Raw genomic sequence first — 22,850 nt, 5'->3', positions numbered from 1 at the left:
AATTTATGGATTCCTGGCCGGGTGTCGACTCGTCGCCCGCTCGCAGCGCCCCTGGGGGCCTGGTTCGACATGTGTCAACATAGACACATGTCGAATACGAAGGTGCTGCCGCTGCTGGAACCGGGCGTAACGCCGTGCTGCCCTCCGCTGACCGAACGCCCGTTGTCGGCGGAGGAAGCGGTACGCACCGCCGCGATGTTCAAAGCACTCGGCGACCCGGTGCGGCTGCGGCTGTTCTCGCTCGTCGCCTCGCACGAGGGCGGCGAGGCGTGCGTGTGCGACATCTCCGACGTGGGCGTCACCCAGCCCACCGTCTCGCATCACCTGAAGAAGCTCCGCGAGTCCGGACTGCTGGCCTCCGAGCGGCGCGGCACCTGGGTCTACTACCGCGTCGAGCCGTCCGTCCTGGCCGCCATGGGCCAGCTGCTGGGGCGCGTGGCCACATGAGCTTCCGGCACCCCGGCGCCCGCGCCCTCGTCCGACCGCTGACAGCCGCGCACGCGGACCAGGTCCTGGCCATCTACCAGTCGGGCATCGACGAGGGCAACGCCACGTTCGAGACCGAGGCCCCCGGCTGGGAGTCGTTCGACGCCGCCAAGCTCGCGGACCACCGCTTCGTCGCCGTGGCGGACGGCGGGCGGGTGCTGGGCTGGGTCGCCGTCGGCAAGGTCTCCGACCGGGGCGCCTACGCCGGTGTGGTGGAGCACTCCGTCTACGTCGCCCGCGAGGCGCGGGGCGAAGGCGTCGCCCGCGCGCTCCTGGACGCACTGATCGCCTCGGCCGACGCGGCCGGCATCTGGACCATCCAGGCCGGCGTCTTCCCTGAGAACACCGCCAGTCTGGCCCTGCACCAGCGTGCCGGATTCCGGATCATCGGCACCCGTGAACGTATCGGACGCCACCGCGGAGCCTGGCGCGACGTCGTGCTCATCGAGCGCCGCAGCCCAGCAGTCGGCTGACAGCGGCCCGTACTTCGTCGCCGGTGCGGGGCGGGCGCGGCGTCGGGGAGCGTGCCGATCGCTGCGAGCGCGGCGCGCGCCGTCGGTGGTGAACGCCCCGGCACGCGCCGGCCGCCCGCACGTCTGCGGAGCGCGCGATTACGGTGCCTGCGGATCCGTCATACTCGCGGACGGGACCAGTCCCGTGCCCATCAGGAAGGCGCCCAGAGCGGTGAGGACCCCGGGGGCCAGTCGGTAGTAGATCCACGTTCCGCGCCGGTCCGACGTGAGAAGGCCCGCCTCGCGCAGCTTCTTGAGGTGGTGGCTGACCGTGGGCTGGGAAACGCCGACGTCAGCTATGTCGCACACGCACGCTTCGCCGCTCGGATGGGAGGCCACCCGCGAGAGGAGTCGCAGCCGCACCGGGTCCGACAGGGCCTTGAACAGGGCAGCCATGGTCTCCGCCGCCTGCTCGGAGAGCGCCGCGGTGGTGATCGGCGGGCAGCACGCGGGGCCTGCCTGAAGGCTCGCTGCGTTCAGCTTCGGCATGGGTCCATGTCGGTCAGGCGGAGGACGCGGGGCGGCCCATCACGGCATCCGCCGCGCTGGGGAAACAGGCTACGCATGCGACGTTGATGGAGTAGTACGCGGAGGTCCCCTGGCGCTCACGCAGGACGAAACGGACATCGGCGAGCAGTTTGAGGTGGTGCGACACCGTTGACTGCCCGACGCCGACCCGCTCTACGATCTCCCCGACGCTCATGGCGGCGGGGGCGAGCGCCAAGAGGTTCAGGATCTGCACGCGGGTGGGGTCGGACAGGGCTTTGAACCAGGTCGCGTAGGACTCGGCCGTGCTTCGGTCGATCAGCTGGGCGTTCATCGTGCCGGTCATGATCTATCGATGGTATTCGATGACATGCTCGAACAGCAAGGCGCTCGTGCCGGATCTTGGCGTCCGCCCCGGCCTCGGGCTGCGGCGGCCGGGGCGGCATCCGCCCGGAAGCCGGACCGCGGTGACCTGATCCGACGACTTACGTGCCGCACTGCCCGTGGCGAGTCGGCGGGCTCAGGGGCGGCGCCTCCGCAGGCGGCGCATCGCTCGCCCATCGCCCCAGCGCGCTTCCGTCACGGTAGTTCACAGTACGCCGGCGGTCATTGCCACGCCCCCATTCATCATCTATCTTCGATATTCGATGAATGGGGAGCGTGGCGGTGCATCCCCCGTCGCCGCCGTGCTCCCCGTTCGTCTCCTCGCCCGTACGGGCCGAAGCCCCTCGTCTCCTGTGGCCGGCTCCCCAGGCACCGAAATCCGCATGTGGGAACCACGTCGAGCGGACTCCGCAGATGAGGAACCCCAGTCCAGAGAGGTTCATCGTGAGCGAACTGCAGGCCCTCGGCCTGTTCGTGCTGCGCGAGGCGCTGCATTACCTCCCGTGGTTCCTCTTTGCCATCGTGCTCGGGGTCGCGGTGCAGCGGCTGTCCATCGACGTCGTCGCGCGGCGCAACTTCACCCGCAGCGGAATCCTCGGTATCGCGGTGGTCACCGCCATCGGAGCGTTCAGCCCGTTCTGCTCCTTCACGGTGATCCCCCTGATCCGCCGCTTCCTGATAGCAGGTGTCCCGCTCTCGGCCGTGATGTCCTTCTGGATCGCCTCCCCGTCCATGGACCCGGAGATCTACGCCCTCTCCGCATCCCAACTGGGAGTCCCCCTCGCCACCGCGCGCCTGGTGGGGGCGCTCGTCCTGAGCTTCGGCGCGGGACTGATCGTTCTCGCCCTGGAGCGGCGGGGGCACTTCGCCAACGCCCTGCGGGCGGTGAAATCCGCGCCCGCCACGTCGTGCTCCAAGACCGAAGTCCCCTCCAGGACCGAAGTGCCTGAGCCGGCCCCGGCGTGTTCCGCCGTCACTGCGGCAGCCGTCGCGCCTGCCGCCGCGACGGTGGCCGCAGGCCTGGGAGACGGCGGCGGTACGGACCTGGCCCACGAGGCGCGTCCGCCAAGCGCCTGCTCCGCCGTGGCGGAGCAGGACCCGCTGGTGGACGACGGCACGCCCTGGCGCGTGCTGGCCAGACGGGACATCAAGCAGCTGAAGGCGCGCGACGTGCTCAAGGAGATCTGGGGCGACTCACTCGCCCTGGGCAAGTGGCTGCTGCTGGCCATCGTGCTGGAGGCCCTGATCGTCAGGTACGTCCCCACCAGTGCCGTCTCGTCGCTGCTGGGAGTCGACGGTGTGCTCTCGGTGCTGGCAGCCGGCCTGATCAGCGTGCCGCTGTATCTCAACGGGGTGGGCGCCATTCCCGTGGTGGACGGGCTGTTGGACCAGGGCATGCTCGCCGCCGCGGGCGTCACGTTCCTCCTCGGCGGGGCGGTGACGACGATTCCGGCGATGGTCGCCGTGCGCAGCGTGGTCAACGGCAGAGTGTTCTCGCTCTACCTGGCCATCGGCATGCTCGGCAGCATCGGCATCGGGCTGGTGGCCCTCCCGTTCCTGTGACCTCCACTGACGATCAAGCGCGAGGCGGGCGCAGTTCCAGCGCGTCCAACGAACCGATCGTGCGATGACCGGTGACCTCCGGACCCCGTCTGTCGTCCGGACGCCGCACCGCCACGGTCTGCCAGCCGGCCGCGGACGCCGCGCCGAGCTCCTCGCCGACGTCGCTGGTGAACAGCAGTTGCGGCCCCGGGACCCCGATCGCGGCGGCCAGCGCCCGATAGGAGGCGGCCTCCCACTTGTGGCCGGCCGAAACCAGATCGAAATAGCCGTTCAGGAGGTCGCTGAGATCGCCGTACGGGGTGTGAGCGAACCAGGCGCGCTGGGCCGGTTCGGAACCGGAGGAGTAGATGTAGCGGGCCACTCCCGACGCCTTCCACCGGGCAAGCGCCGTCGGCACGTCCGGGTAGACGTGACCGGACAGCTCCCCGGCGGCGTAGCCGTCGGCCCAGATCAGGCCCTGAAGCGTCTTGAGCGGCACCGCTTTGGCGTCCGCGTCCGCCCAGGACTCCAACTGCTCCACCGCGTCGAGCTCACCGAGCTCCGGCGCTGATGTGCGAGTGCGCACCGCAGCGAGCACCTGGTGCCATTGCGCGGTGCCGCGGCGGGCGGCGAGCCAGGGGGCGATGCGCTGCCTCGCGTACGGGAACAGCACGTCGCGCACATGGGAGAGGGAACCGGTGGTGCCCTCGATGTCGAGGACCACCGCATGTGCGGTGGCGTGGACAGCGGAGTCGGTGCGCATTTCAGCTGGTGTCGCGCAGAGCGTCGAGGCGCGGGAACTTCCCCGCGATGGAGGCCTCGATGAAGCCGCCCACCCAGCCGTCCTCCCGCTCGAAGAAGCCGATGGCCGCGAACCCGGGCCGTGGTCCCATGTCGAACCAGTGCAGCGTCCCGGCGGGAACGGACAGCAGGTCTCCTGCCTCGCACACCACCGCGTACACCCGCTGCTCCAGGTGCAGGTAGAAGCACCCCGTGCCGTGGGCGAAGAACCGGACCTCGTCCTCCGCGTGGCGGTGCTCCTCCAGGAACATCGACCGGGCCGTGGCAGCGTGTTCCTGCCACTCCGGCCCCTCCTCCGGATGGATCCGGGCGACGTCGACCAGCCGCAGCCCCTGGCGGGCGCACAACTCGTCGACCTCGGCGCGATAGCGGTCGCGCAGCACATCGGAGGTGGTGTCCGCGGTGACGGGCCCGCGCAGCGGCCAGCGGACGAAGTCGACGGACTGGTCCCGCAGCGCCTCGGTGATCCGCACCGCGTCGCGGGTACGGAGCAGGATGGAGCCCGGGTCGTCGTCCGGCATGATCTGGAGGAGCGTCATGAGAGCTGTCCCGCTCTGGTCGGCTTAGGAGACGGAGTCGGAAGTGGGGGAGAGACGCAGTTCGGCTCGTGTCAGCAGGAGCAACTGGCAGATCGCCTCCAGGCATTCGAGCCGGTTCCTGGCCTGGGCGAGGTCGCATCCCCAGGTCGTGATCCCGTGGTCGGCTATCAACAGCCCCGGCGGCGCGCCCGGGGTGGAGCGCAGATGAGCGTGGACGTCGTCGGCGATCCTTGGCACCTGCGGCCAGTTGGGGAACACCGGCAGGTCGGTGCTGGAAGGGTCGGTCAGGCCGAGGCCCTTGAGGAGTTCGAATCGCTCAAGGTGCAGGAGCGAGGTCGAGGACGCGGTACGGGTGAGGCAGGCGACGGCGGTGGCGTACGGCGAGTGGACGTGGATGACCGCCTCCGCACCAGTGCCGCGGTAGAGGGCCGCGTGGATGGACACCTCGGCCGAGGCGCGCAGCGGACCCGGCCGGGACGGCTCGCCTGTGGCGGCGTCGATCCGGACCAGGTCCTGAGCGGTGATCTCGCCCTTGTCCCTGCCGCTGGCCGTGATCAGCGCCTGACCGGTCGGGCAGGGGAGGCGGACCGAGAGGTTGCCGGAGGTGCCCGGCATCCATCCTTGCCCGTACAGCGCTCGGGAGAACAGGGACAGTTCATCTGCCAACTCGTCAGGCCGGCGCTCGCTCATACGGTCACCTCACAGGGGCGGTGGACGCTCAGTTCGGACACGATCGCGGTGATCAGCTCCGCCGGTGTGACGTCGAAGGCGGGATGGTAGGCACGGGTCCCGGCGGGGGCCGCACTCCCGCGTACGAGGTGATCTCTTCCGCGCGTCGTCCCAGGTCAGTGAGGGCCTTGCCGGAAGAAGCTGCACCGTTTTCCTTCTCCTGATCGCTCCCGATCGCTCCTGATCGCTCCTGATCGGACGGAAGACCTCAGCGCGCGTCCGCGCGAGCGACAACCGCGTGGAGCGCGGGTATGGGGCGCCCCCCAGCACCACGTCGGCGGCGCACGGGAACTCGGTGACGCAGCTGTCGTTGATCGCGTACAGGATGTGCGCGCCTGACCTGCGCCGGGTGACGAAGCGGACCTGGTAGAGGACTTTGAGATGATGCGAGACGGTCGGCTGGCCGATTTTCACGTGGTCGACGATGGCGCCCGCCGGCACCGGCTCACCCTGTTGGCTGAGGAAGTGCACGATGAGGATGCGCGTGGGGTCGGCCAGGGCCTGGAACCAGCGGGCGTAGGCCTCGACGGTTTCCCGCTGCAGCTCGTCGTCGGTCATCCGGGACTCCTAACGGGCGGCCAGGAAGACCAGCGCCGCGACTCCTGCCGCGAACGGGGGTGTCACCAGCCAGGCGATGAGGAAGTGGCGCAGCGTCTTTCCGCTGAGGCGGCTGAGGTTGGCCCCGGCTGAGCCGGCTATCGCGCCGGTCGAGGTATGCGTGGTGGACATGGGCAGGCCGTATCCGGCGCCGAGTCCGACGAGCGTCGCGGTGGTGAGGTTGGCCAGGAACCCCTCCTTGTGGTTCATCCGCACCACGCCTTCGCCGAGCCGCCGGGCCACGCGCATTCCGCCGGTGAGCGAGCCCACCGCCATGGCTCCGGCCACCAGGAGCATGATCTGCCACGTCGTCATGCCGGCCGGGACCAGGGCGAAGGCGCCGATGGCGACGATCTTGGGGGTGTCGTTGAGTCCCCGCGCGAAGCCCGTCGCCCCACTGGTCACCCAGTGGGCCCCCGTCAGCACACGGCTGGGGGCCTCCATGGCCGGCTCGCCGGCCGAGGTGCTGACCGACTCGGCTTCGAGCACCGCGACCGACTCGGCTCCACCGGTTCCCGACTGGGTGGCAGGCGCCGTTCCGCCGCCGGGTCCGGTCGCCGCTGCGCCGGTCGCGGCACGCTTGCCGACCCTGCGGAAGGCCAGGGCCAGCAGCAGGGATATCCCGTACGCGACTCCGACGCTGGTGAGCAGCGGGATGACGAGCTTCTGCGGTACGGCGGACCAGGCGATGCTGTCCGACGCCAGCAGCAGGCCTGCCCCGAGCAGTCCGCCGATCAGGGCGTGGGTGGTGGAGACCGGGAGCCGCAGCAGGGTCGCCAGACCCACCCAGCTCGCCGCGCCGGCCAGCACCGCGACGGCGAAGGCGTCCGTGGGCTCGGCGGTGATGATGCCCTTGGAGAACAGCTTGGTCATCTTGTCGGCCAGGGCCAGCGAGCACACACATCCGGCGAGGGTGGTCACCGTTCCCCAGATGATCGCGGTGCGGTACTTGGTCACCCCCGCGCCGGCGAGGGTGGCGACCCCTTTGGGGACGTCATTGCTGCCGTTGACCGCGGCCAGCGCTGCGACCAGGACGAATACGAGCACAGTGAAGAGGGACATGGCGGTGTCTCCTGGTGAAGGGGCCGCTGTGCCGAAGCCGACGGCCGCGAGCCGGAGGTGCGGTCAGCAGCAGGAGCCGCCGGGAGTGCACTCTCCCGGGGCGGCGGCTTCGTTCTGCACGGGCTTACGGGCTCGGATGACGGCGGTGTGCAGCCCGTCCGCGGCTTCCTGGGTGAAGACGACCTCGGAGTCCTTCAGCCCGACCGCTGACAGCAGTTCCTTGTACTCGCAGACGGACAGGGCGCCGGCGATGCACTGGCTGTGTCCGCCGCGCTCGGCGCGCTGGGCCGCGCTGAGACGGTCCTCGGCGACGACGTCGCTGATGCCGATCCGCCCGCCGGATGCGAGCACCCGTGCCATCTCCGCGAAGACGGCGGGCTTGTCCAGGGACAGATTGATCACGCAGTTGGAGATGATCACGTCGACGGTCCCGGCGGGCAGCGGGATCGCCTCGATGGTGCCCTTGAGGAGGACGATGTTGTCCATCTCGGCGTCCGCGATGTTGCGGCCGGCCAGCGCGAGCATCTCCTCCAGAAAGTCCAGTCCGAAGACGAGCCCGTCGGGGCCGACCCGGCGAGCGCTGAGGATGACGTCGAGACCGCCGCCGGACCCGAGGTCCAGGACCGTTTCTCCTTCGCGCAGTTCGGCGACGGCGCTGGGGTTGCCGCACCCGAGGCTGGCGAGCAGGGCAGAGCCGGGCGCGCTGTCGGGGCCGATGCCGGAGTAGGCGGCGGGCCCGAAGGTGTCCGGGTCGGGTGAGCAGCAGGCCCCGCCGGATTCGGCTTCGGCGGCCTTGGCGCGGTAGTACGCGCGGACGTCCTCTCGCAGCTGTCCGGCGGTGTCGGCAGAGGTCTCTGTCATGGAGTGTCCTTGTGGTCAGGCGCCGAGGGGGGCGAGGCGGTGCACCGGGCGGGGGTAGGACGGCTTGAACGACACCGGCGCGGTGGCCGAGGAGGCCACTCCCGCGACCCGGTCGGCGGCGGCCACGGCCTCGGTGACGGCTTGGTCCAGAGCAGCCGGCTCACACGCGACCCGGGCGTTCACGACGGCCTTGCCGACAGGGGCCGTGGCATCGGCGGAGCGGTCCAGCGTGGGCTCCGCGCCGGCTTCGGTGAGGCTGAGCTTGGCGAAATCGCCCTCGCGCAGCTCCACAGTCAGCTTCGCGTGGCCGATGACCGCCTGCCGTGCCGCCGCCCAGGCGGACAGCTCCTGCAGGACGGTGCGCGCCCACACGGTGGCGTCGAACCCGTTCCCTTCGGCCGTCAGGTCCAACGCCTGGTTCATCCAGGCCAGTTGCGCCTCGGCCGCCGCGTAGCGGTCGTAGTCGACATCGAGCGCCACCGCCCCGTTGCCGGGGGGTGCGGCCCAGACGTCGAGCAGCGAGCCGATCCCCTCGCCCTGGCCCGCCGCGTAGCCCACGACGGCGGCCTTCGGGTGGTCCGAGCGCAGCCGGTCCAGCAGCTCGACCGCCTGCTGCGATGTGATGGTGTCCAGCTTGTTCACCGCGAGGACGTCAGCCTCGGTGAGTTGCTGCCGGAACAGGTAGGACAGGTCCGACTCCGGCTCGCCGCGCCGGGCGGCCCGGTCGAACGCCCGGTAGCGCAGCGGGTCGACCACCGTGGTCAGCGGGGCGACGACCATCTTCTCGCCGTAGTACCGGCGCAGCGGCCGGACCACCGTCGCCTGGAGGTCGGTGCAGCTGCCCACCGCTTCGGCGATCACGGTGTCGACGTCGTCGGAGGCCACGAGCGCGATCACGGCCTCGACCAGATCCTCGAACCGGCAGCAGAAGCACCCTCCGGTGACCTCCGCGACGCTGTCCAACTGACTGCGCAGCAGCTTGGTGTCGACCAGATCCACGCCTTGGTCATTGGTGATGACGGCCACCTTGTGCCCCCGCTCCTGAAGAGCGAGGGCGGTGGCGGCCATCGTGGTGGTCTTGCCGGCCCCGAGGAACCCGGTCAGGGGGATGAACGTGATCATGTCCGCTCCTTCTCATCCTTGTCTCTGCGGGCGCTGAGGTCTCCGCGCCTGTGCCGGTCAGCCGCCGGCGCAGCAGCCTTCGCTGCCGAGCAGGGTGAGCGCGCCGGGGGCCGGCGTGGGGACGGCGTCGCCGAAGGCGGCGCGGCGGCTGCGCCCGAAGGCGTCGAGCCACCCGGCGGCCCGGGGCCGCAGATCCGGGTCGGACAGGAGCATGGATGTGGTGACCGCGCGCGGTGTGCACCCGCGCAGGGTCTTGGCCTGGTGTGCTCCGGCACCGAACTCCACGGTGCGCAGCCCTTCGGCGTACGCGTCGCGGACGGGTGCGTCGAGCACCAGAGCGAAGTAGATTCCGCTGCGTTCGCCGATCGCCGCATAGTCGAATCCGGCCCACTTGGGGAACAGGCGGTGGTTCTTGCGGATGGTCACGCAGGTGGCGACCAGCGCGTCGTCCTTGTAGCCGAGGTACGCGCGCACGTCGGCGCCGTCGTCGAGCAGGGCCGTGAGGAGGCCGTTGATGTGGCCGGGCTCCTCGCCGGCGCCGTTCTTCTCCCGGTTGAGGCAGGTGAGTTCCGCGATGCGTGCCGCGTAGGGGCGGATGCCGGCCCCCTCGACGCGCCGGATGGTGACGCCCGCGGCTTCCGCCCGACGGACGTCGCCCTTGATGCGCTGGCGTTTCTTGAGCGGCAGCGCAGCGAGGTGGCCCTCCCAGTCGGCGGCGTCAAGGCTCATGAAGTCCTCGTAGCCCCAGAACGCGCTGTGCCCGCCAGCCGAGTCGAGGGCGTCGACCAGGGCTTCGTTCCCACGCCGGTCGGGGATCCAGGGCGCCACGATGCACCGGATGCCGGCCTCGAACGCGGCGGGCACCATCTTCGCGACGATGGACGACATCAGCGTCGGGGTCCAGAAGTTGTAGGCGACCTCGCTGCGGTATCCGAGCGGGGAGCCCAGCAGCAGAGCGGGGAAGAACGGCTCGACGCCCAAAGCGTCGACCTGGGCGCTGCGGGCGGCGTCCGTCTCGGCTCCGCAGCACACCTCCTCGCCCGAGGGGGCCTGCCAGCCGAGATAGGTACGCGGTTCATGGTCGACCACCGGCGGTGTGCTGAGGATGTACCCGGGCAGCAGCGCGAGTTCACCGCGGGCGCGAGTGGCTACGGTGTGCCAGGGCCGTGCCCCGGGGAGCACCTTCTCGGTCGCACCCAGCCAGGTGGGGCCGAGGTAGGGCCAGGCGTCGGTGAGGCTGTCGAGTTCACCGGACCAGTCGAGGTCCGGCAGCGCCTGACCGGTGGAGATGACGACGCGGGGTGATCCACCCATGTCAGTGTCCTTTGAGTCTCGTGGGGCGGGTCAGCTGACTCGCATGGGGGCGCCTCAGCACTTCACACAGCAGCGGATCTTGCCGGCGCCCTCGGCGTCGAGCCGGCGTTCCTGCCACAGCTCCTCGACCCGCTTGTCCGGGTGGGTCCACTCCACCCAGAAGCCGCGGTCGACGGTCGCGATGTCTTCCATCCAGGGAGAGGACAGCAGCGGCGACCCCTTGAACAGCAGCAGGCGCGTCTGCAGCGCGGTGGGGTCGGTGACCCGGGCGAGACCCGTCTCGACGAGGAAGTCCTCGAAGCCGAGCAGTTCCTCGTACTCGATCCAGGGAGTGAAGGGGATGAAGGTCGGGAACAGCTCGAAGCCGATGCGCTCGGCCTCGACGGCCGCTTCCCGCAGGTGATCGACGTCGATGTGCTTGTCGAAGATGCGCAGGATCCTGTTGGAGGGGAACTCCAGGGCGCAGGTCACCCGCTTCAGGCCGAGTGAGACGAGCTTCTCCAGCTCCCGGGTGTAGTCCAGCACGTGATCGACACGGGTGGTGAGCTCGAACGTGATCGGCCCGATGGCGTCCACGAGCCGCTCGGCCACGCCGACGCCTATGGTGCGCGAGTTGAAGAACTCCGCGTCGATGAAGCAGAAGTGGCGCACCCCCTCTTCGGCGAGCTGGAGCGCGTCGGCGAGCACGGTATCGGCCTCGAACGCGGCGACCGAGCCATCGTAGGCGCCGTACACCGAGCAGTAGGTGCACTTGTGGTGGCAGCCTCGGGTCGTCTCGATGTTGCCCATCAGGCCGAACGGCGTGTGGTGGGCGGGGTAGTGGACGAGGGAGGGGAACAGCTGACGGGCGGGCTTCGGCACCGAGATGCGACGGCGCGGCGGCTTCGGGCGCAGACCGTGGCGTGTCATCAGTGCCGGCACGGTGCTCAACTCGCGTCTGCCGTCGGCCAGTTCAACCAGCTCGGGGGCGATGAGCTCCGGTTCGTCCATGGCGATGCCGTCGACGACGTCAAGGAAGGCGCGCTGATTCATCTGCGCGTACTGGCCGAAGGCCACCACGGTGGCGCCGAACGCGCCGGTCACTCGGCGGGCGAGGGCCATGCCCCGCTCCAGGCCCTCGAACTGCTGGACCGACACCAGGACCAGGTCGAAGGGCCCCTCCGGGAGGGTGTCCGGCAGCAAGTGAGCGTCCCAGCCGAAGACGTCGGCGTGCTGCGCCTGCAGGGCGGCTGCCGCACAGGCGGAGGTCAGAGGTTGAAGTTCCGCTTCGAACGCGGACGCAACAAGGACACGGGGTTGGGTCACACTTCCCCCCCAGGGAGTGATCAGCAAGGAATATCCGAGATCTCAGGCTGCGGTTGCGCCCGGGTCGGCGACAGCTCCGTCCGCCGATGGCCGGAACCATGGCAGTATTAAACGATGTATGTCAATGGATCGATGAAAGGGCGATTGCGGCGCTGTCGCTTACCGGCCTCGATCGACAGCGTCGGATGGCGAGATCTTGTCGCCTCCCCCGGTCCCGGCTACCTCGGAGGATCACCGGGAGCTGGGCTGATTTTCGCGACGAGGGGGCTGCCACAGCGAGTTCGGGAGGCGTCGACGCGCAGCTCGCACGGCTGAAACGCACGGCCCGGGGTTCGCAGCCACTTTGGCGGTCTCACATCGGCAATCTTCGATGGTCGTGCGGCGACGGTGCCCGTGGGGGGCGGGCGGCGTCCGTCAAATGGCCGGAATGCAACCTCGCCGCAGGGGCTCCAGCGGGTACGAGTGTTTCTCCCCGCTCCAGGGAAGCCGCAGGGCGGGGGGGGGGGAACGCGAGCGACGGCCGACGGACAAGCCCACGCCGAGCGTCGTCAACCGTCCTGGCATCAGCGGCGATCAGGGCGCGGGCGGCCTCGGTAGCGTGAACCCCAGGACCCCGGCGAAAGCCAGGCCGCACAGTCCGGCGATCGCGGGGTCACGGATGAACAGGTACATCACGCCCGTCCAGACGATTCCCGCGAGCACGGCCACCGCGACACGGTTCGAGCGGATCCAGCCCCGGGCGCTCAGCAGCCGCGCACCCCCGCCGCGGTTCGCCGGACAGCCTGCCGCTCCGGTCCGGGTGCTGCGAACTTCTTGCGCCAGGCCAGGGATACGTACACCAAGGCGATCAGGACCGGCACCTCGATGAGCGGGCCGACGACGCCGGACAGCGCTTGTCCGCTGGTGACGCCGAAGGTGGCGATGGCGACCGCGATGGCCAGTTCGAAGTTGTTGCCGGCGGCGGTGAAGGCGAGGGTCGCGGTGCGGTCGTAGGCGAGGCCGAGGGACTTGCCGAGCGCGAAGGCGCCGAACCACATGAGGGCGAAGTAGACCAGCAGCGGCAGTGCGATGCGGATGACGTCCAGCGGCTGCGAAGTGATCGTCTTTCCCTGGAGGGCGAAGAGGATGACGATGGTGAACAGCAGCCCGTACAGCGCCCAGGGGCCGATCTTCGGCAGGAAGGTGTTCTCGTACCTCTCCTGGCCCAGCTTCTTCTCGCCGATGCGGCGGGTCAGGAAGCCGGCCAGCAGTGGCACGCCGAGGAAGACGACGACGTTGAGGGCGATCTTCCACATCGAGATGTCGAGCTGCTCGCCGTCACCCAGACCCAGCCAGCCGGGGAGCAGGTCGAGGTAGAGCCAGCCGAGCAGGCCGAAGGCGATGACCTGGAAGACGGAGTTGAGGGCGACCAGGACGGCGGCGGCTTCGCGGTCGCCGCAGGCCAGGTCGTTCCAGATGATGACCATGGCGATGCAGCGGGCGAGCCCGACGATGATCAGGCCGGTGCGGTACTCGGGCAGGTCGGGCAGGAAGATCCAGGCGAGCGCGAACATCACGGCCGGGCCGAGGATCCAGTTGACGACGAGCGAGGAGACCATCAGCTTCTTGTCGCCGGTGACCGCGTCGAGCTTGTCGTAGCGGACCTTCGCCAGCACCGGGTACATCATGATCAGCAGGCCGACCGCGATCGGCAGTGAGATGCCGCCGATCTCGACCTTGGTGAGCGCGTCGTTCAGGCCGGGGATCAGCCGGCCGAGGCCCAGCCCGAGGGCCATCGCGAGGAGGATCCACACGGCCAGGAAGCGGTCGAGAGTGGAGAGCTTCGCGACGACCGAGTCTCCACCCGGTTCTCCACCCGGCTCTACGCGGGGGGAGGCAGGCGTTTCGGTGCTGGTCACGGGCAGGCTCTTTTCGTGTCGGCGGCTCGGGTGGCGCGGGCTGCCGTGGCGAGTGCGGTGAACGAGCCCGCCACGGCTTCGATGACTTCGGGCCGCAGCCTGTAGTAGGTGAAGCGCCCGCACGGTTCGGTTTCCACCACGCCGGCCTCGCGCAGCACGCGCAGGTGGTTGGAGAGGTTCGTCTGCTTGGCGCCGGTCTCCTCGACCAGGTGCGTGGTGCAGAGCGTCTCGTGGGCCAGCAGGGTCACGATCTGGAGCCTGAGCGGGTCGGCCAGGACCCGGATCAGTTCAGTATCGACTGATGTCAGCATGAGCTGATACTGTCACATCAGTGGCGGCTGACGCCACGGGGTGCTGACGCCACTCGCACTTGAATCCGTTGCGAGCCAGGAGAGTCCCCTGATGGCCGAGAAACCCTCCGTGCTGTTCGTCTGCGTCCACAACGCCGGCCGCTCCCAGATGGCCGCCGCGTGGCTGACCCACCTGGCCGGAGACCGCGTCGCGGTCCGCTCCGCCGGCTCCGTCCCCGCCGGCCAGGTGAACCCGGCCGCTGTCGAGGCGATGCGCGAGGTGGGCATCGACATCACGGCCGAGTCCCCGAAGATCCTCACCGTCGAGGCGGTCAAGGCGTCGGACGTCTGCATCACGATGGGCTGCGGCGACAGCTGCCCGGTCTTCCCGGGCAAGCGCTACCTGGACTGGACGCTGGAAGACCCGGCCGGTCAGGGCGTCGAGGCCGTCCGCCCGATCCGCGACGAGATCAAGAAGCTCGTCGGGGCACTGATTGAGGAGATCGCGCCGGAGGCTACCAAGTAGGCCCCGGCGCGCGCGGTGACCGCCCACGACCCCCACCGGATCGAGGGCTCGGTCCTCCTCAACAACGCTCAGGTCCTCGCCATGGGCCAGATGAGCATCACGTACGAGACGGCCGAACGGCTGGTCGACCAGTGGCTCGACCTGCGCTACGACCCGGCCTCACCGTGGGCCCCGCTGATGGACGCGATGGTCGACTACGAGGCGCAGCTGACAGGGACCGCCTGACGCGCTGCCGGGACCACCTCCAGCAGTAGATCTCCGGCTTCGGGCCAGCTGTCGGCACCCGCGCCGTTGCTCCCGGTCTCCGCCGGGTGTCGCACACGGTGGCGCTGGGGCCCGATCATGATGCCGACGCCTCATGACCAGTTGAGAGCAGGTAAGTCATGGTGATGGCCTCCAGCGCCTCCGAGGACCCCCATCCCGCCGTCCTGATGTTGATCGTCCCGATCGGGCTGATCACGGCAGCCGGCCTCACCGGCTATGGCTTCAGCACCTTGGCCCGAGACGGCATCAGGCGTTCAGATACGGGAGTTGTGCTCCGCAGCCGCAGCCGCAGCCGCAGCCGTCCCTGAGTACGTCAACCTCGCCGCGTTGGGGCTGGTGTTCACCGCCATCGCACTCGCAGTTTTCGCGGCGGTCAATTCCGAACCCCGCGCCCGAAACGTTTGGTGAGACCCGCCGGACCGGTGGGGCGCGCTTTTGCGCCGTCCGCATCCCGTGTGGTATCTCACGCGTGTCCGCATATGCCAGAAGAATTTCCTGTACAGATGGCATCCAGACGTAAATCTTCCTGTTCTAGCCACCGATAGGGTGACGCACCAGCAAGATCGTTTGGATTGGATTTTGAGTGCAGCTGCGGCGATTGTCCGATACGCAGCCAACTCCCTCGGTGCGTTTGGGGAACCCGGCCCGACCTGCAAATATGCCGACTTGGTGGTCATGAGATGTGACCACCCGTCAAGAAGCATTCCTTCTGCGGCTGTTGTCCGCAAGAAGGTGAACCGAGGGGATTGCGCATGTCTGACCTCACGCGCCGCAATGTGCTGCGGGGCGCCGCCATGGGGATCGCCGCGACCGCTTTCGCCGGCGTGGCACTCGCCGCTCCGTCAGCCGTCGCCAGTCGGCTTACCGGCAACGAGCCGCCCACGCCGTCGAACGCCGGCGGGCCGAAGCCGTTCGACGAGGTCTTCCAGGGCCGCCGCATACAGGGGTTCGCCCAGCACGGCGGGCACCACCACGAGGGGCCCGGCTACGCCGTGCTGGTCGACGGCGAGGAACTGCACGTGATGCAGAACGCCGACACCACATGGATCAGCGTCGTCAACCACTACGAGACGTTCTCCACCCCCCGCGCCCTGGCGCGCGCCGCCGTGGGCGAGTTGCAGGGCGCCGAGCTCGTCCCGATGGTCTGAACCCCCGATAGGAAAGAGACGTCTCATGGCAGTCCGTAAGAACCAAGCGAACCTGACGGCCGCGGAGAAGCGGGACTTCGTCAACGCCGTACTCGAACTCAAGCGCAACGGTCGCTACGACGCGTTCGTCACCACGCACAACGCCTTCATCATGTCCGACACCGACACCAGTGAACGGGTCGGGCACCGCTCGCCGTCCTTCCTGCCCTGGCACCGAAGATTCCTGCTGGAGTTCGAGCAGGCGCTGCAGTCCGTCAACGCCGACGTCACGCTGCCCTACTGGGACTGGACCGTCGACCGCACGGCCGGCTCCTCGATATGGGGCGCCGACTTCCTCGGCGGCAACGGTCGCAGCAGCGACGGACAGGTGACCACCGGCCCGTTCGCCGCCAGTGCCGGCAAGTGGGCGGTGAGCGTACGGGTCGACTCCCGCAGCTACCTGCGCCGCGCGCTCGGCGCCGGCGGCCGCCCCCTGCCGACCAGGGCCGAGGTGGACTCCGTCCTGGCCATGCCCGTCTACGACATGGCTCCGTGGAACAGCCTGTCCGACGGCTTCCGTAACCACCTCGAAGGCTGGCGCGGGGTCAACCTGCACAACCGCATCCACGTTTGGGTCGGCGGTCAGATGACCACCGGTGTCTCGCCCAACGACCCGGTCTTCTGGCTGCACCACTGTTTCATCGACAAGCTGTGGGCCGACTGGCAGCGCCTGCACCCGACGTCGACCTACCTGCCCGCCTCGGGCACGCCGGATGTCGTGTACCTCCGCGAGACCATGAAGCCGTGGAACGACACCACCCCGGCGGACATGCTCGACCACACCTCCCGCTACACCTACGCGTGACCTCTCGCCGCCCACCGCCGACGGCAGTGGGCGGCGCGGGCCGGGCCGGGGGCGGACCAGTGCGGTGGCGGTCTCGGAAGATTCTCAGAAGAATTCCGGGCGAGTCGTCGATCCGGGCGTCTCCCGTTCGACGCAAGAGTGAGAGGCGGGACAGCCCGCCTTCCGACCGAGGAGTCACCATGCCGCGTTTCCTGACGATGATCCGCATCGACGAGCAGAACATCCCCGCCGAGGGCCCGGGGCCGGAGCTCGAGGAGCGCATGGGCGCGCTGTTCGAGGAGATCACCAAGGCCGGGGTCATGCTGGACACGGCCGGACTCACCCCGACCTCCGCAGGCACCCGTGTCACCTGGTCCGACGGGAAGCTGTCGCACACCGACGGGCCCTTCACCGAGGCCAAGGAAGTCGTCGGCGGCTACTCCATCATCCAGGCCAAGGACAAAGCCGAAGCCCTCGAATGGGCCCGGCGATTCCTCCAGGTCCACCCCGACCACTGGACCGTCACCGCCGAAGTCCGCGAAATCACCGAAGGCTGACCCCGCCGCGCCCGCCCCTCCCGTGCGGCCGGCACCGGCGATCGACGCAATACGCCGCGGGGCGACATCCGCGCGCGAGCCGGCGGAGGGGGGCGGGCGGACGGCGAGGAGTCGCCCGCGCGTTCTGGGACCCGGAGTCCGGGGAGACCCGACGGAAGCCTGGGCAGGCCGTCGCGCGGGACTGGGGGCCCGCTCGGTCTCCGTCGGCACACCCGTAGGGGGGAATCTGCCTGGTGGCTCCGGAGCGGCCGACGGAGACGGCGGCAGACTGGGCGACGGCGGAGGCGAAGAGAGGACGGTGCCGGGTGGAGACCCTGGTAACGGAGATCGCGCCGGACATCTACCGGCTGTCCACGTACATCAGCGACGCGGACTTCTTGTTCAACCAATTCCTGATCGTCGCCGAGGAGCCGCTGCTCTTCCACTGCGGCCTGCGGTCACTGTTCCCCCTGGTGTCGGACGCCGTGGCCCGGGTGTCGCCGGTGGCGGACCTGCGCTGGATCACCTTCGGGCACGTCGAGGCGGACGAGTGCGGCTCGCTGAACTCCTGGCTGGCCGCAGCGCCGCGGGCCGAGGTCGCGCACGGCGCGATGGGGTGTCTGGTGTCGGTGAACGACATGGCCGACCGGCCGCCGCGCCCGTTGCGGGACGGCGAAGTGCTCGATCTCGGCGGCAAGCGGGTGCGCCGGCTGGAGACCCCGCACGTGCCGCACGGCTGGGACGCCGGGCTGCTCTTCGAGGAGACCACGGGCACGCTCCTGTGCGGTGACCTCTTCACCAGCGTCGGCAACGCTCCGGCGCTGACGGAGACGGAGATCGTCGGGCCCGCCATGGCCACTGAGGACGTGTTCGGAGCGACCTGCCTGACGGCCGCCACCGCACCGACCATGCGCCGGCTCGCGGAGCTCAGGCCGACCACGCTCGGCCTGATGCACGGCCCGTCCTACACGGGCGACTGCGGCCGGGCGCTGGACGACCTGGCAGCGGCCTACGAGGCACGGTTCGTCGAGTCCCTCAACGGCCGGCGGGCGGCCGACAGCTGACCCGGTCGCCGCGCGGCGCGGGACACCGGCCGGTCCACGGCGAAATATCCATGATCCGGCCAGCGCCGACGATCCGGCCGGGGCATGGCTGCCACGTCGGATTCCCCTCATGCTATTAGCCGTTATTAGAGGCGGAATTCACGGAGATGAATTTCATGGGTTTCTCTTTCTGGCAGCGCGAATAGGAAGCTGCTATAAAGCTGGTGTCGCGGTCCGCCGCCGCCGTTGATCGACGGCGGCGGACCGGCCCTCTGTTCCCTGAATGTGAGGACTTGCGGATGAGCACATATCAGGACCGGCGTCCCCATGCGCCGTCTCCCGGGGCCGGCTCCGCCCAGCTGGTCGCAGGGGCGACGGCCGGAGCCGAGCACGAGGCCGCCGCGCAGGCCGCGCGGCAGGGATGGCAGCGGATGATCGACCGCGCCGACGCGCTGGCACGCCTCGCCCGGGAGGGACGGCTCACCGACGCGGTGCCCGCGCGGGAGGGGGACGAAGCCGCCCTGGACTACCTCTGTGAACGAGGGTCCTGGCGGGTGCCCGTTGTTGACGGCTGGCTCGCCCAGGCCCTCGCCGACCGCACCGGCCACTACGCCGACACCACCGCCCGCGAGGCCGCGGCCGGGCAACTGCCCGAGCAGGTGACGGCCCGCGCCGCCCTGCTGTCCGCCCTCGCCCGCACCGGCGCCCCGGCGCGCGACCGTGAACTCGCGTTCGTCGGCCGCCTCGCGCAGGCCGACCCCGAAGCCGTCGCACAGCTGGCTGTCTGGCTCGACGACGCTCTCGCCGACGGGCCTGCCCGGCCCGACGGCCGCCCGCCTGTCGGCGAACCCTGATGCGAGGGCGACGGCGACCCTGACGACGACCCCGCGGGCACTGCCGACGCACGCCCGGCTCCCGGCGCCGGCCATGAGGGGGTGCGTCGGGGCCGTGTGGCCGCCGCCCCGGTACCCGTCACGCTGCGCGCTGCGCCGCGAGCGCTGGGGTGTGGTGAACGGGGCGGCGCGGCCGGCGATGTCGAAGCCCGTGTCACCCACGGCCCCGACAACCCGTAATCCAGCGGGACTTGAACTGCCGCCAGCCCAACATGACATTGTACGCTGACGTTCTGCGTCAGCACGGGGGGCAACAGTGGGCGACCTGAGACATCGCAGCCTGATCACCGTCCAGGAGCGGCTCCGCGACAAGGTCGCCCACGCCCTGCGGGCCGCTCTCATCTCCGGTGAACTCCGGCCCGGCACCGTCTACTCCGCCCCCGCCCTCGCCGCCGACTTCGGCATCTCCGCCACGCCCGTACGCGAGGCGATGCTCGACCTGGCGCGGGAGGGCCTCGTCGAGCCCGTGCGTAACAAGGGGTTCCTGATCACCGAGGTGAGCGAGCGCGATCTCGATCAGTTCGCCGAGATCCGCGCGCTGATCGAGGTCCCCACGGTGGGCCGGGTCGCCCGCTCGGCGACCCGCGAACAGCTCGAAGAGCTCCGTCCGGTGGCCGAGGAGATCGTCGCGGCGGCCCGGACGCACGACCTCATCGGCTACTTGGAGGCCGACCGCCGCTTCCACCTCGGGCTGCTCGGCCTGTGCGGCAACGACCGGCTGGCCGAGGCCGTCGGCGACCTGCGCAAGCGCTCCCGCCTCTACGGCCTGACCCGCCTCGACGAGCGCGGCGGACTGCTCCCCTCGGCGGAGGAGCACCTCGAACTGCTGGAGCTCGCGCTCGCGGGCGACGCGGAGGGGGCCGAGGCGTGCATGGCGCGCCACATCGGCCACGTCAGGTCGCTCTGGGCGCGCGCCCGGGACGAGCCCGTCGAACCGCGCCACAAGTTCCGGTTGGGCACGGTGTGACGACCACCGTCGTCCGGCTCACCCGCCCGTCCGTGTAACGCGGGCAAGCACATGACAAAGATGGCGCCGATGGGTTGTCAGTGCAATTTCACATTACTATGGTACAGCCAAGACTCGAAGTGACGAGCCGTCAACTTCAGTCTGGACACGCCACATCGCACCATCGCATGCCCCTATTCGCCTTCCTGTAGGAGCAACCGGTGTTCCAGTTACGTGCTGTGCGCAAGGGGCTGCTCGCCGCGGCCCTGTCTGCCTCCCTCGCCCTTCCGGCGGCCCAGGCCGCCCAGGCGGCGCCGACCAGTGGCCCGGCCAGGGCCGCCGCACCCGCCGTTCCCTCGGCCTCCGCTGCCGGGGCCGACCGCGGCGGCGCCCCGTTCGACCACGCCGACCGCCGCGCCGACGCGCCGTCGGCGGCCCCCCGGCAAGCGCCACCCCCAGGAGGCGGTCTGATCGCCCGCGGCAGGATCCCCGGCGACCTCGCCAAGAGCGCGGGCGGGCGAGCCTCCGAGGGGAGAAGCGAGGCTGCCAGGGCTCGCGGCGGGGTCCCCTGCACCCTCGACGGCGTGACCCGGCTGACCCCCCAGCGCCTCGCGGACTTCCTCACCGACCCGGCCGTCACAGCGGACGCCTGCTTGCGGGGTCTGATCTGGACCTGGGACGCCAGGCTCGCCCCGGTGATGTCGAGGGCGCACGTCAGGGCCGTCGCCGGCCGGGCCGCCGCGCTCGCCCCGGCCCACGACGGCACCGGCGGCAGCCATCTGTACGAGCTCTTCACCTACCTGCACGCCGTGGCCTACCACGACTTCTCGCGGGACGAGATCGACATCACCGACGCCCCCACCGTCGACGCGATGCGGCGCGCCGTCGCCGCGTACGGCGCGAGCGCCCACACCTTCGACCCCACCCGGCGCAACGCCGAGACGCTCCGCGAAGCGCTCAACGCCGCGAGCGCCCCCGGGGTGCGCCGGCATCAACTCCCGCTGGTCAAAAGGACACTGGCCACCATGGCGCCCGGCGCTCCCACCGCCACCGACCAGAGCTGGGGCGGCGCCGCGCTCGCCGCCCTGACCGTCAACTACCTCGGTGTCTACCCCGGCAACCAGGACACGGACTTCCAGCGGGCGGTCGCCGCGAACGCCGCCTACCGCGCCGCGTTCCGCGGCTTCTCCGGCTACACCCACCTCAAGGGCACCGTGAACGCCTGGGCGGTGCGCGACGCCCTCGGCGAGTACGGCCGCTTCGGCCAGATCGACAGCCTCAAGACCGCCATCGTCGCCGACCTGGGCGCCCTGCTGCCCACGGCCGAGGCCAACTTCGGTTCCATGAGTGCCCCTTGGGCGAGCCTCGTGTCCTGGCTCAACTACTACGCCGCCTGCGAGCGCTACAACGTCTGCGCGGCGCAGATCGAGCGCAGGCTCTTCCCGCACACGTACACCTACGACAGGGGCGGCATAGAGGTCCGCACCGCACTCGACCGGGCCGTCGTCGACCAGCTCTACTACGCCAGCAAGCAGGTCAAGGCCCAGTTCTTCCGCGTGCTGGGCGCCGACACCCCGCTGGCCGGTGACACCAACGCCACGCTGCACACCCATCTGTACGCCTCGCGCGCGGACTACGAGGTGTTCCACCCGCTGCTGACCGGCATGGGCACCGACAACGGCGGCGTCTACATCGAGAACGGCGCGACCTTCTACACCTACCAGCGCCGTGTCCCCCAGGACTCCTCGCTCACCCTCGAAGAGCTCTTCCGGCACGAGTACACCCACTACCTCAACGGCCGCTGGGCCGTTCCGGGCACCTTCGGCGACGCCCGGTGGTATTCCGATGACCTGACCACCGCCATGGACGAGGGCACCGCGGAGTTCTTCGCCGGCGGCACCCGCGACGACGGAGTGAAGGTACGCAAGTCCCTGGTCAAGGGCGTCATCGCGGACACCTCCGGCGGCGGCCCCCGAATGACCGTCGACCAGTTGCTGCACGCGACGTACGACGGGGACGGCTTCCGCTTCTACCACTACGCGGGCACGTTCTTCGAGTTCCTGTGGCAGCAGCGCCCGGCGCTGATCCGCGAGATGTACGGCTACGCGCGCGCCGACGATCCACAGGGCTTCGACGCCTGGCGCACCCGGCTGGGCTCGGACGGCGCGCTCCAGCGGGGATACGACGCGTTCCTCGACGCACAGATCCCGAAGGCGGACGGCCTGTACGTCCCCGACACCAGCTTCACGCCCAACGGCTCCCTCAAGTTCGCCGCGGCCTCCGCCGTACGGGAGGCCTTCGCCGCCGCCACCGCCAACACCCCGCAGTGCGCGAGCAACGGCGGCACGACCGGCGGGGCCCGCTTCACCTGCACCGGCCGGATCACCGCCAACCTCGCCGACTCCGGCAACGCCGACCGGATCTTCGAGGACATGTCCGAGACCGTCGACTACTTCATCCTCGACCGCGCCGGAGCGGCCGCCAACAATCTCGCCGACATGAACTGCTCCTTCGGCACCGTCGACATCTGGAGCAACGGCCGGGCCGGCACCGCCGCCTTCACCTGCGAGGGCCCGCTCCGCGGCTGACCGGTCCGCGGGCCGCCGCGGACACGGGTGCCCGGCGCTCTTCGCGCCACGATCACGCACCTGTCCCGCGCGCTCCCACTCCCCGGCTCGACGCCGGAGGGCGGGAGCGCGCGGCGGAGCGGGAGCGCGCGCCGTGCTCCGACTGCGCGCTCCTT

At 70.0% G+C, this 22,850-nt stretch carries 25 protein-coding genes and 2 pseudogenes; 12 read left to right on the top strand and 15 right to left on the bottom strand.

The features are described 5' to 3' along the window. Positions 1 to 87: 87 nt before the first annotated feature. Positions 88 to 447 (top strand): ArsR/SmtB family transcription factor, encoded by a 360-nt coding sequence (locus QMK28_RS03755; protein WP_326435515.1) that lies wholly within the window; start codon positions 88 to 90, stop codon positions 445 to 447. Then, positions 444 to 959, top strand: coding sequence for a GNAT family N-acetyltransferase (locus tag QMK28_RS03750; protein ID WP_326435514.1), 516 nt, complete (start codon positions 444 to 446; stop codon positions 957 to 959). The genes QMK28_RS03755 and QMK28_RS03750 overlap by 4 nt, the downstream gene beginning before the upstream one ends. Positions 960 to 1,097: 138 nt before the next feature. Here QMK28_RS03750 and QMK28_RS03745 read toward each other — a convergent pair whose 3' ends face one another. Together QMK28_RS03745 and QMK28_RS03740 are read right to left on the bottom strand one after the other, a co-directional pair. Beyond that, entirely contained in the window at positions 1,098 to 1,487 is a 390-nt protein-coding gene (locus QMK28_RS03745) for an ArsR/SmtB family transcription factor (protein WP_326435513.1), read from the bottom strand. A gap of 13 nt (positions 1,488 to 1,500) precedes the next feature. After that, on the bottom strand, positions 1,501 to 1,830 hold the full coding sequence (locus tag QMK28_RS03740; protein WP_326435512.1) for an ArsR/SmtB family transcription factor: 330 nt from the start codon (positions 1,828 to 1,830) through the stop codon (positions 1,501 to 1,503). A 482-nt stretch (positions 1,831 to 2,312) separates the two neighbouring features. Between QMK28_RS03740 and QMK28_RS03735 the strand changes: the two genes are divergently transcribed. Further along, the gene (locus tag QMK28_RS03735; protein WP_326435511.1) at positions 2,313 to 3,431 is read left to right on the top strand and encodes a permease; all 1,119 of its coding nucleotides are present in this window, start codon (positions 2,313 to 2,315) and stop codon (positions 3,429 to 3,431) included. A gap of 13 nt (positions 3,432 to 3,444) precedes the next feature. On the opposite strand, the gene mtnC is transcribed toward QMK28_RS03735, so the two are convergent. From mtnC to QMK28_RS03670, 13 genes and pseudogenes are all read right to left on the bottom strand, one after another. Then, positions 3,445 to 4,173 carry an acireductone synthase gene (gene mtnC, locus QMK28_RS03730; RefSeq protein WP_326435510.1) on the bottom strand — a complete coding sequence of 243 codons (729 nt, stop codon included), beginning with the start codon at positions 4,171 to 4,173 and terminating at the stop codon, positions 3,445 to 3,447. A 1-nt stretch (position 4,174) separates the two neighbouring features. Further along, positions 4,175 to 4,750, bottom strand: coding sequence for a 1,2-dihydroxy-3-keto-5-methylthiopentene dioxygenase (locus QMK28_RS03725; protein ID WP_326435509.1), 576 nt, complete (start codon positions 4,748 to 4,750; stop codon positions 4,175 to 4,177). A gap of 24 nt (positions 4,751 to 4,774) precedes the next feature. Beyond that, a complete protein-coding gene (gene mtnB / locus QMK28_RS03720; RefSeq protein ID WP_326435508.1) occupies positions 4,775 to 5,440 on the bottom strand; it encodes a methylthioribulose 1-phosphate dehydratase in 666 nt (221 codons plus the stop codon). Continuing rightward, positions 5,437 to 5,556: pseudogene (locus QMK28_RS03715) on the bottom strand (hypothetical protein); the annotation flags it as partial. The gene mtnB and the pseudogene QMK28_RS03715, both read right to left, overlap by 4 nt. Positions 5,557 to 5,782: 226 nt before the next feature. After that, a pseudogene (locus tag QMK28_RS03710) lies at positions 5,783 to 6,037 on the bottom strand (ArsR/SmtB family transcription factor); the annotation flags it as partial. Positions 6,038 to 6,046: 9 nt separating this feature from the next. After that, positions 6,047 to 7,138: an inorganic phosphate transporter gene (locus QMK28_RS03705; RefSeq protein ID WP_326435507.1), complete on the bottom strand. Its 1,092-nt coding sequence runs from the start codon at positions 7,136 to 7,138 to the stop codon at positions 6,047 to 6,049. Between the two features lie 63 nt (positions 7,139 to 7,201). Continuing rightward, a complete protein-coding gene (locus QMK28_RS03700; protein ID WP_326435506.1) occupies positions 7,202 to 7,999 on the bottom strand; it encodes a methyltransferase domain-containing protein in 798 nt (265 codons plus the stop codon). Between the two features lie 15 nt (positions 8,000 to 8,014). Then, on the bottom strand, positions 8,015 to 9,121 hold the full coding sequence (locus QMK28_RS03695) for a GTP-binding protein (RefSeq protein ID WP_326435505.1): 1,107 nt from the start codon (positions 9,119 to 9,121) through the stop codon (positions 8,015 to 8,017). 57 nt (positions 9,122 to 9,178) lie between these two features. Then, positions 9,179 to 10,435 (bottom strand): GNAT family N-acetyltransferase, encoded by a 1,257-nt coding sequence (locus tag QMK28_RS03690; RefSeq protein WP_326435504.1) that lies wholly within the window; start codon positions 10,433 to 10,435, stop codon positions 9,179 to 9,181. 54 nt (positions 10,436 to 10,489) lie between these two features. Further along, on the bottom strand, positions 10,490 to 11,740 hold the full coding sequence (gene arsL / locus QMK28_RS03685; RefSeq protein ID WP_326435503.1) for an arsinothricin biosynthesis radical SAM protein ArsL: 1,251 nt from the start codon (positions 11,738 to 11,740) through the stop codon (positions 10,490 to 10,492). Between the two features lie 573 nt (positions 11,741 to 12,313). Further along, positions 12,314 to 12,448, bottom strand: coding sequence for a hypothetical protein (locus tag QMK28_RS03680; protein WP_326435502.1), 135 nt, complete (start codon positions 12,446 to 12,448; stop codon positions 12,314 to 12,316). Between the two features lie 35 nt (positions 12,449 to 12,483). Next, positions 12,484 to 13,638: an ACR3 family arsenite efflux transporter gene (gene arsB, locus QMK28_RS03675; protein ID WP_326435501.1), complete on the bottom strand. Its 1,155-nt coding sequence runs from the start codon at positions 13,636 to 13,638 to the stop codon at positions 12,484 to 12,486. Further along, positions 13,635 to 13,949: an ArsR/SmtB family transcription factor gene (locus tag QMK28_RS03670; RefSeq protein WP_326435500.1), complete on the bottom strand. Its 315-nt coding sequence runs from the start codon at positions 13,947 to 13,949 to the stop codon at positions 13,635 to 13,637. The genes arsB and QMK28_RS03670 overlap by 4 nt, the downstream gene beginning before the upstream one ends. A gap of 91 nt (positions 13,950 to 14,040) precedes the next feature. Between QMK28_RS03670 and QMK28_RS03665 the strand changes: the two genes are divergently transcribed. The 9 genes from QMK28_RS03665 (at position 14,041) to QMK28_RS03625 (ending at position 22,695) form a co-directional block, all read left to right on the top strand. After that, positions 14,041 to 14,454, top strand: a complete 414-nt coding sequence (locus tag QMK28_RS03665) for an arsenate reductase ArsC (protein ID WP_326435499.1) — start codon at positions 14,041 to 14,043, stop codon at positions 14,452 to 14,454. A 15-nt stretch (positions 14,455 to 14,469) separates the two neighbouring features. Then, a complete protein-coding gene (locus QMK28_RS03660; RefSeq protein ID WP_326435498.1) occupies positions 14,470 to 14,679 on the top strand; it encodes an RpiB/LacA/LacB family sugar-phosphate isomerase in 210 nt (69 codons plus the stop codon). A 791-nt stretch (positions 14,680 to 15,470) separates the two neighbouring features. After that, complete coding sequence (gene melC1 / locus QMK28_RS03655) at positions 15,471 to 15,866, top strand: apotyrosinase chaperone MelC1 (protein WP_326435497.1); 396 nt, start codon at positions 15,471 to 15,473, stop codon at positions 15,864 to 15,866. Positions 15,867 to 15,891: 25 nt separating this feature from the next. Beyond that, the gene (gene melC2, locus QMK28_RS03650) at positions 15,892 to 16,710 is read left to right on the top strand and encodes a tyrosinase MelC2 (protein WP_326435496.1); all 819 of its coding nucleotides are present in this window, start codon (positions 15,892 to 15,894) and stop codon (positions 16,708 to 16,710) included. 179 nt (positions 16,711 to 16,889) lie between these two features. After that, positions 16,890 to 17,246 (top strand): YciI family protein, encoded by a 357-nt coding sequence (locus QMK28_RS03645; protein ID WP_326435495.1) that lies wholly within the window; start codon positions 16,890 to 16,892, stop codon positions 17,244 to 17,246. Positions 17,247 to 17,551: 305 nt separating this feature from the next. Then, entirely contained in the window at positions 17,552 to 18,289 is a 738-nt protein-coding gene (locus QMK28_RS03640) for an MBL fold metallo-hydrolase (protein WP_326435494.1), read from the top strand. 278 nt (positions 18,290 to 18,567) lie between these two features. Beyond that, entirely contained in the window at positions 18,568 to 19,122 is a 555-nt protein-coding gene (locus QMK28_RS03635; protein WP_326435493.1) for a hypothetical protein, read from the top strand. 295 nt (positions 19,123 to 19,417) lie between these two features. After that, entirely contained in the window at positions 19,418 to 20,128 is a 711-nt protein-coding gene (locus QMK28_RS03630) for a GntR family transcriptional regulator (protein WP_326435492.1), read from the top strand. Between the two features lie 200 nt (positions 20,129 to 20,328). Further along, positions 20,329 to 22,695: a collagenase gene (locus QMK28_RS03625; protein WP_326435491.1), complete on the top strand. Its 2,367-nt coding sequence runs from the start codon at positions 20,329 to 20,331 to the stop codon at positions 22,693 to 22,695. Positions 22,696 to 22,850 lie beyond the last annotated feature (155 nt).

This window comes from Streptomyces sp. H27-D2, assembly GCF_035828615.1.
Lineage (GTDB): Bacteria > Actinomycetota > Actinomycetes > Streptomycetales > Streptomycetaceae > Streptomyces.
Note: the sequence above shows the minus strand (reverse complement) of the source record. Positions and strands in the feature narration are given on the sequence as shown.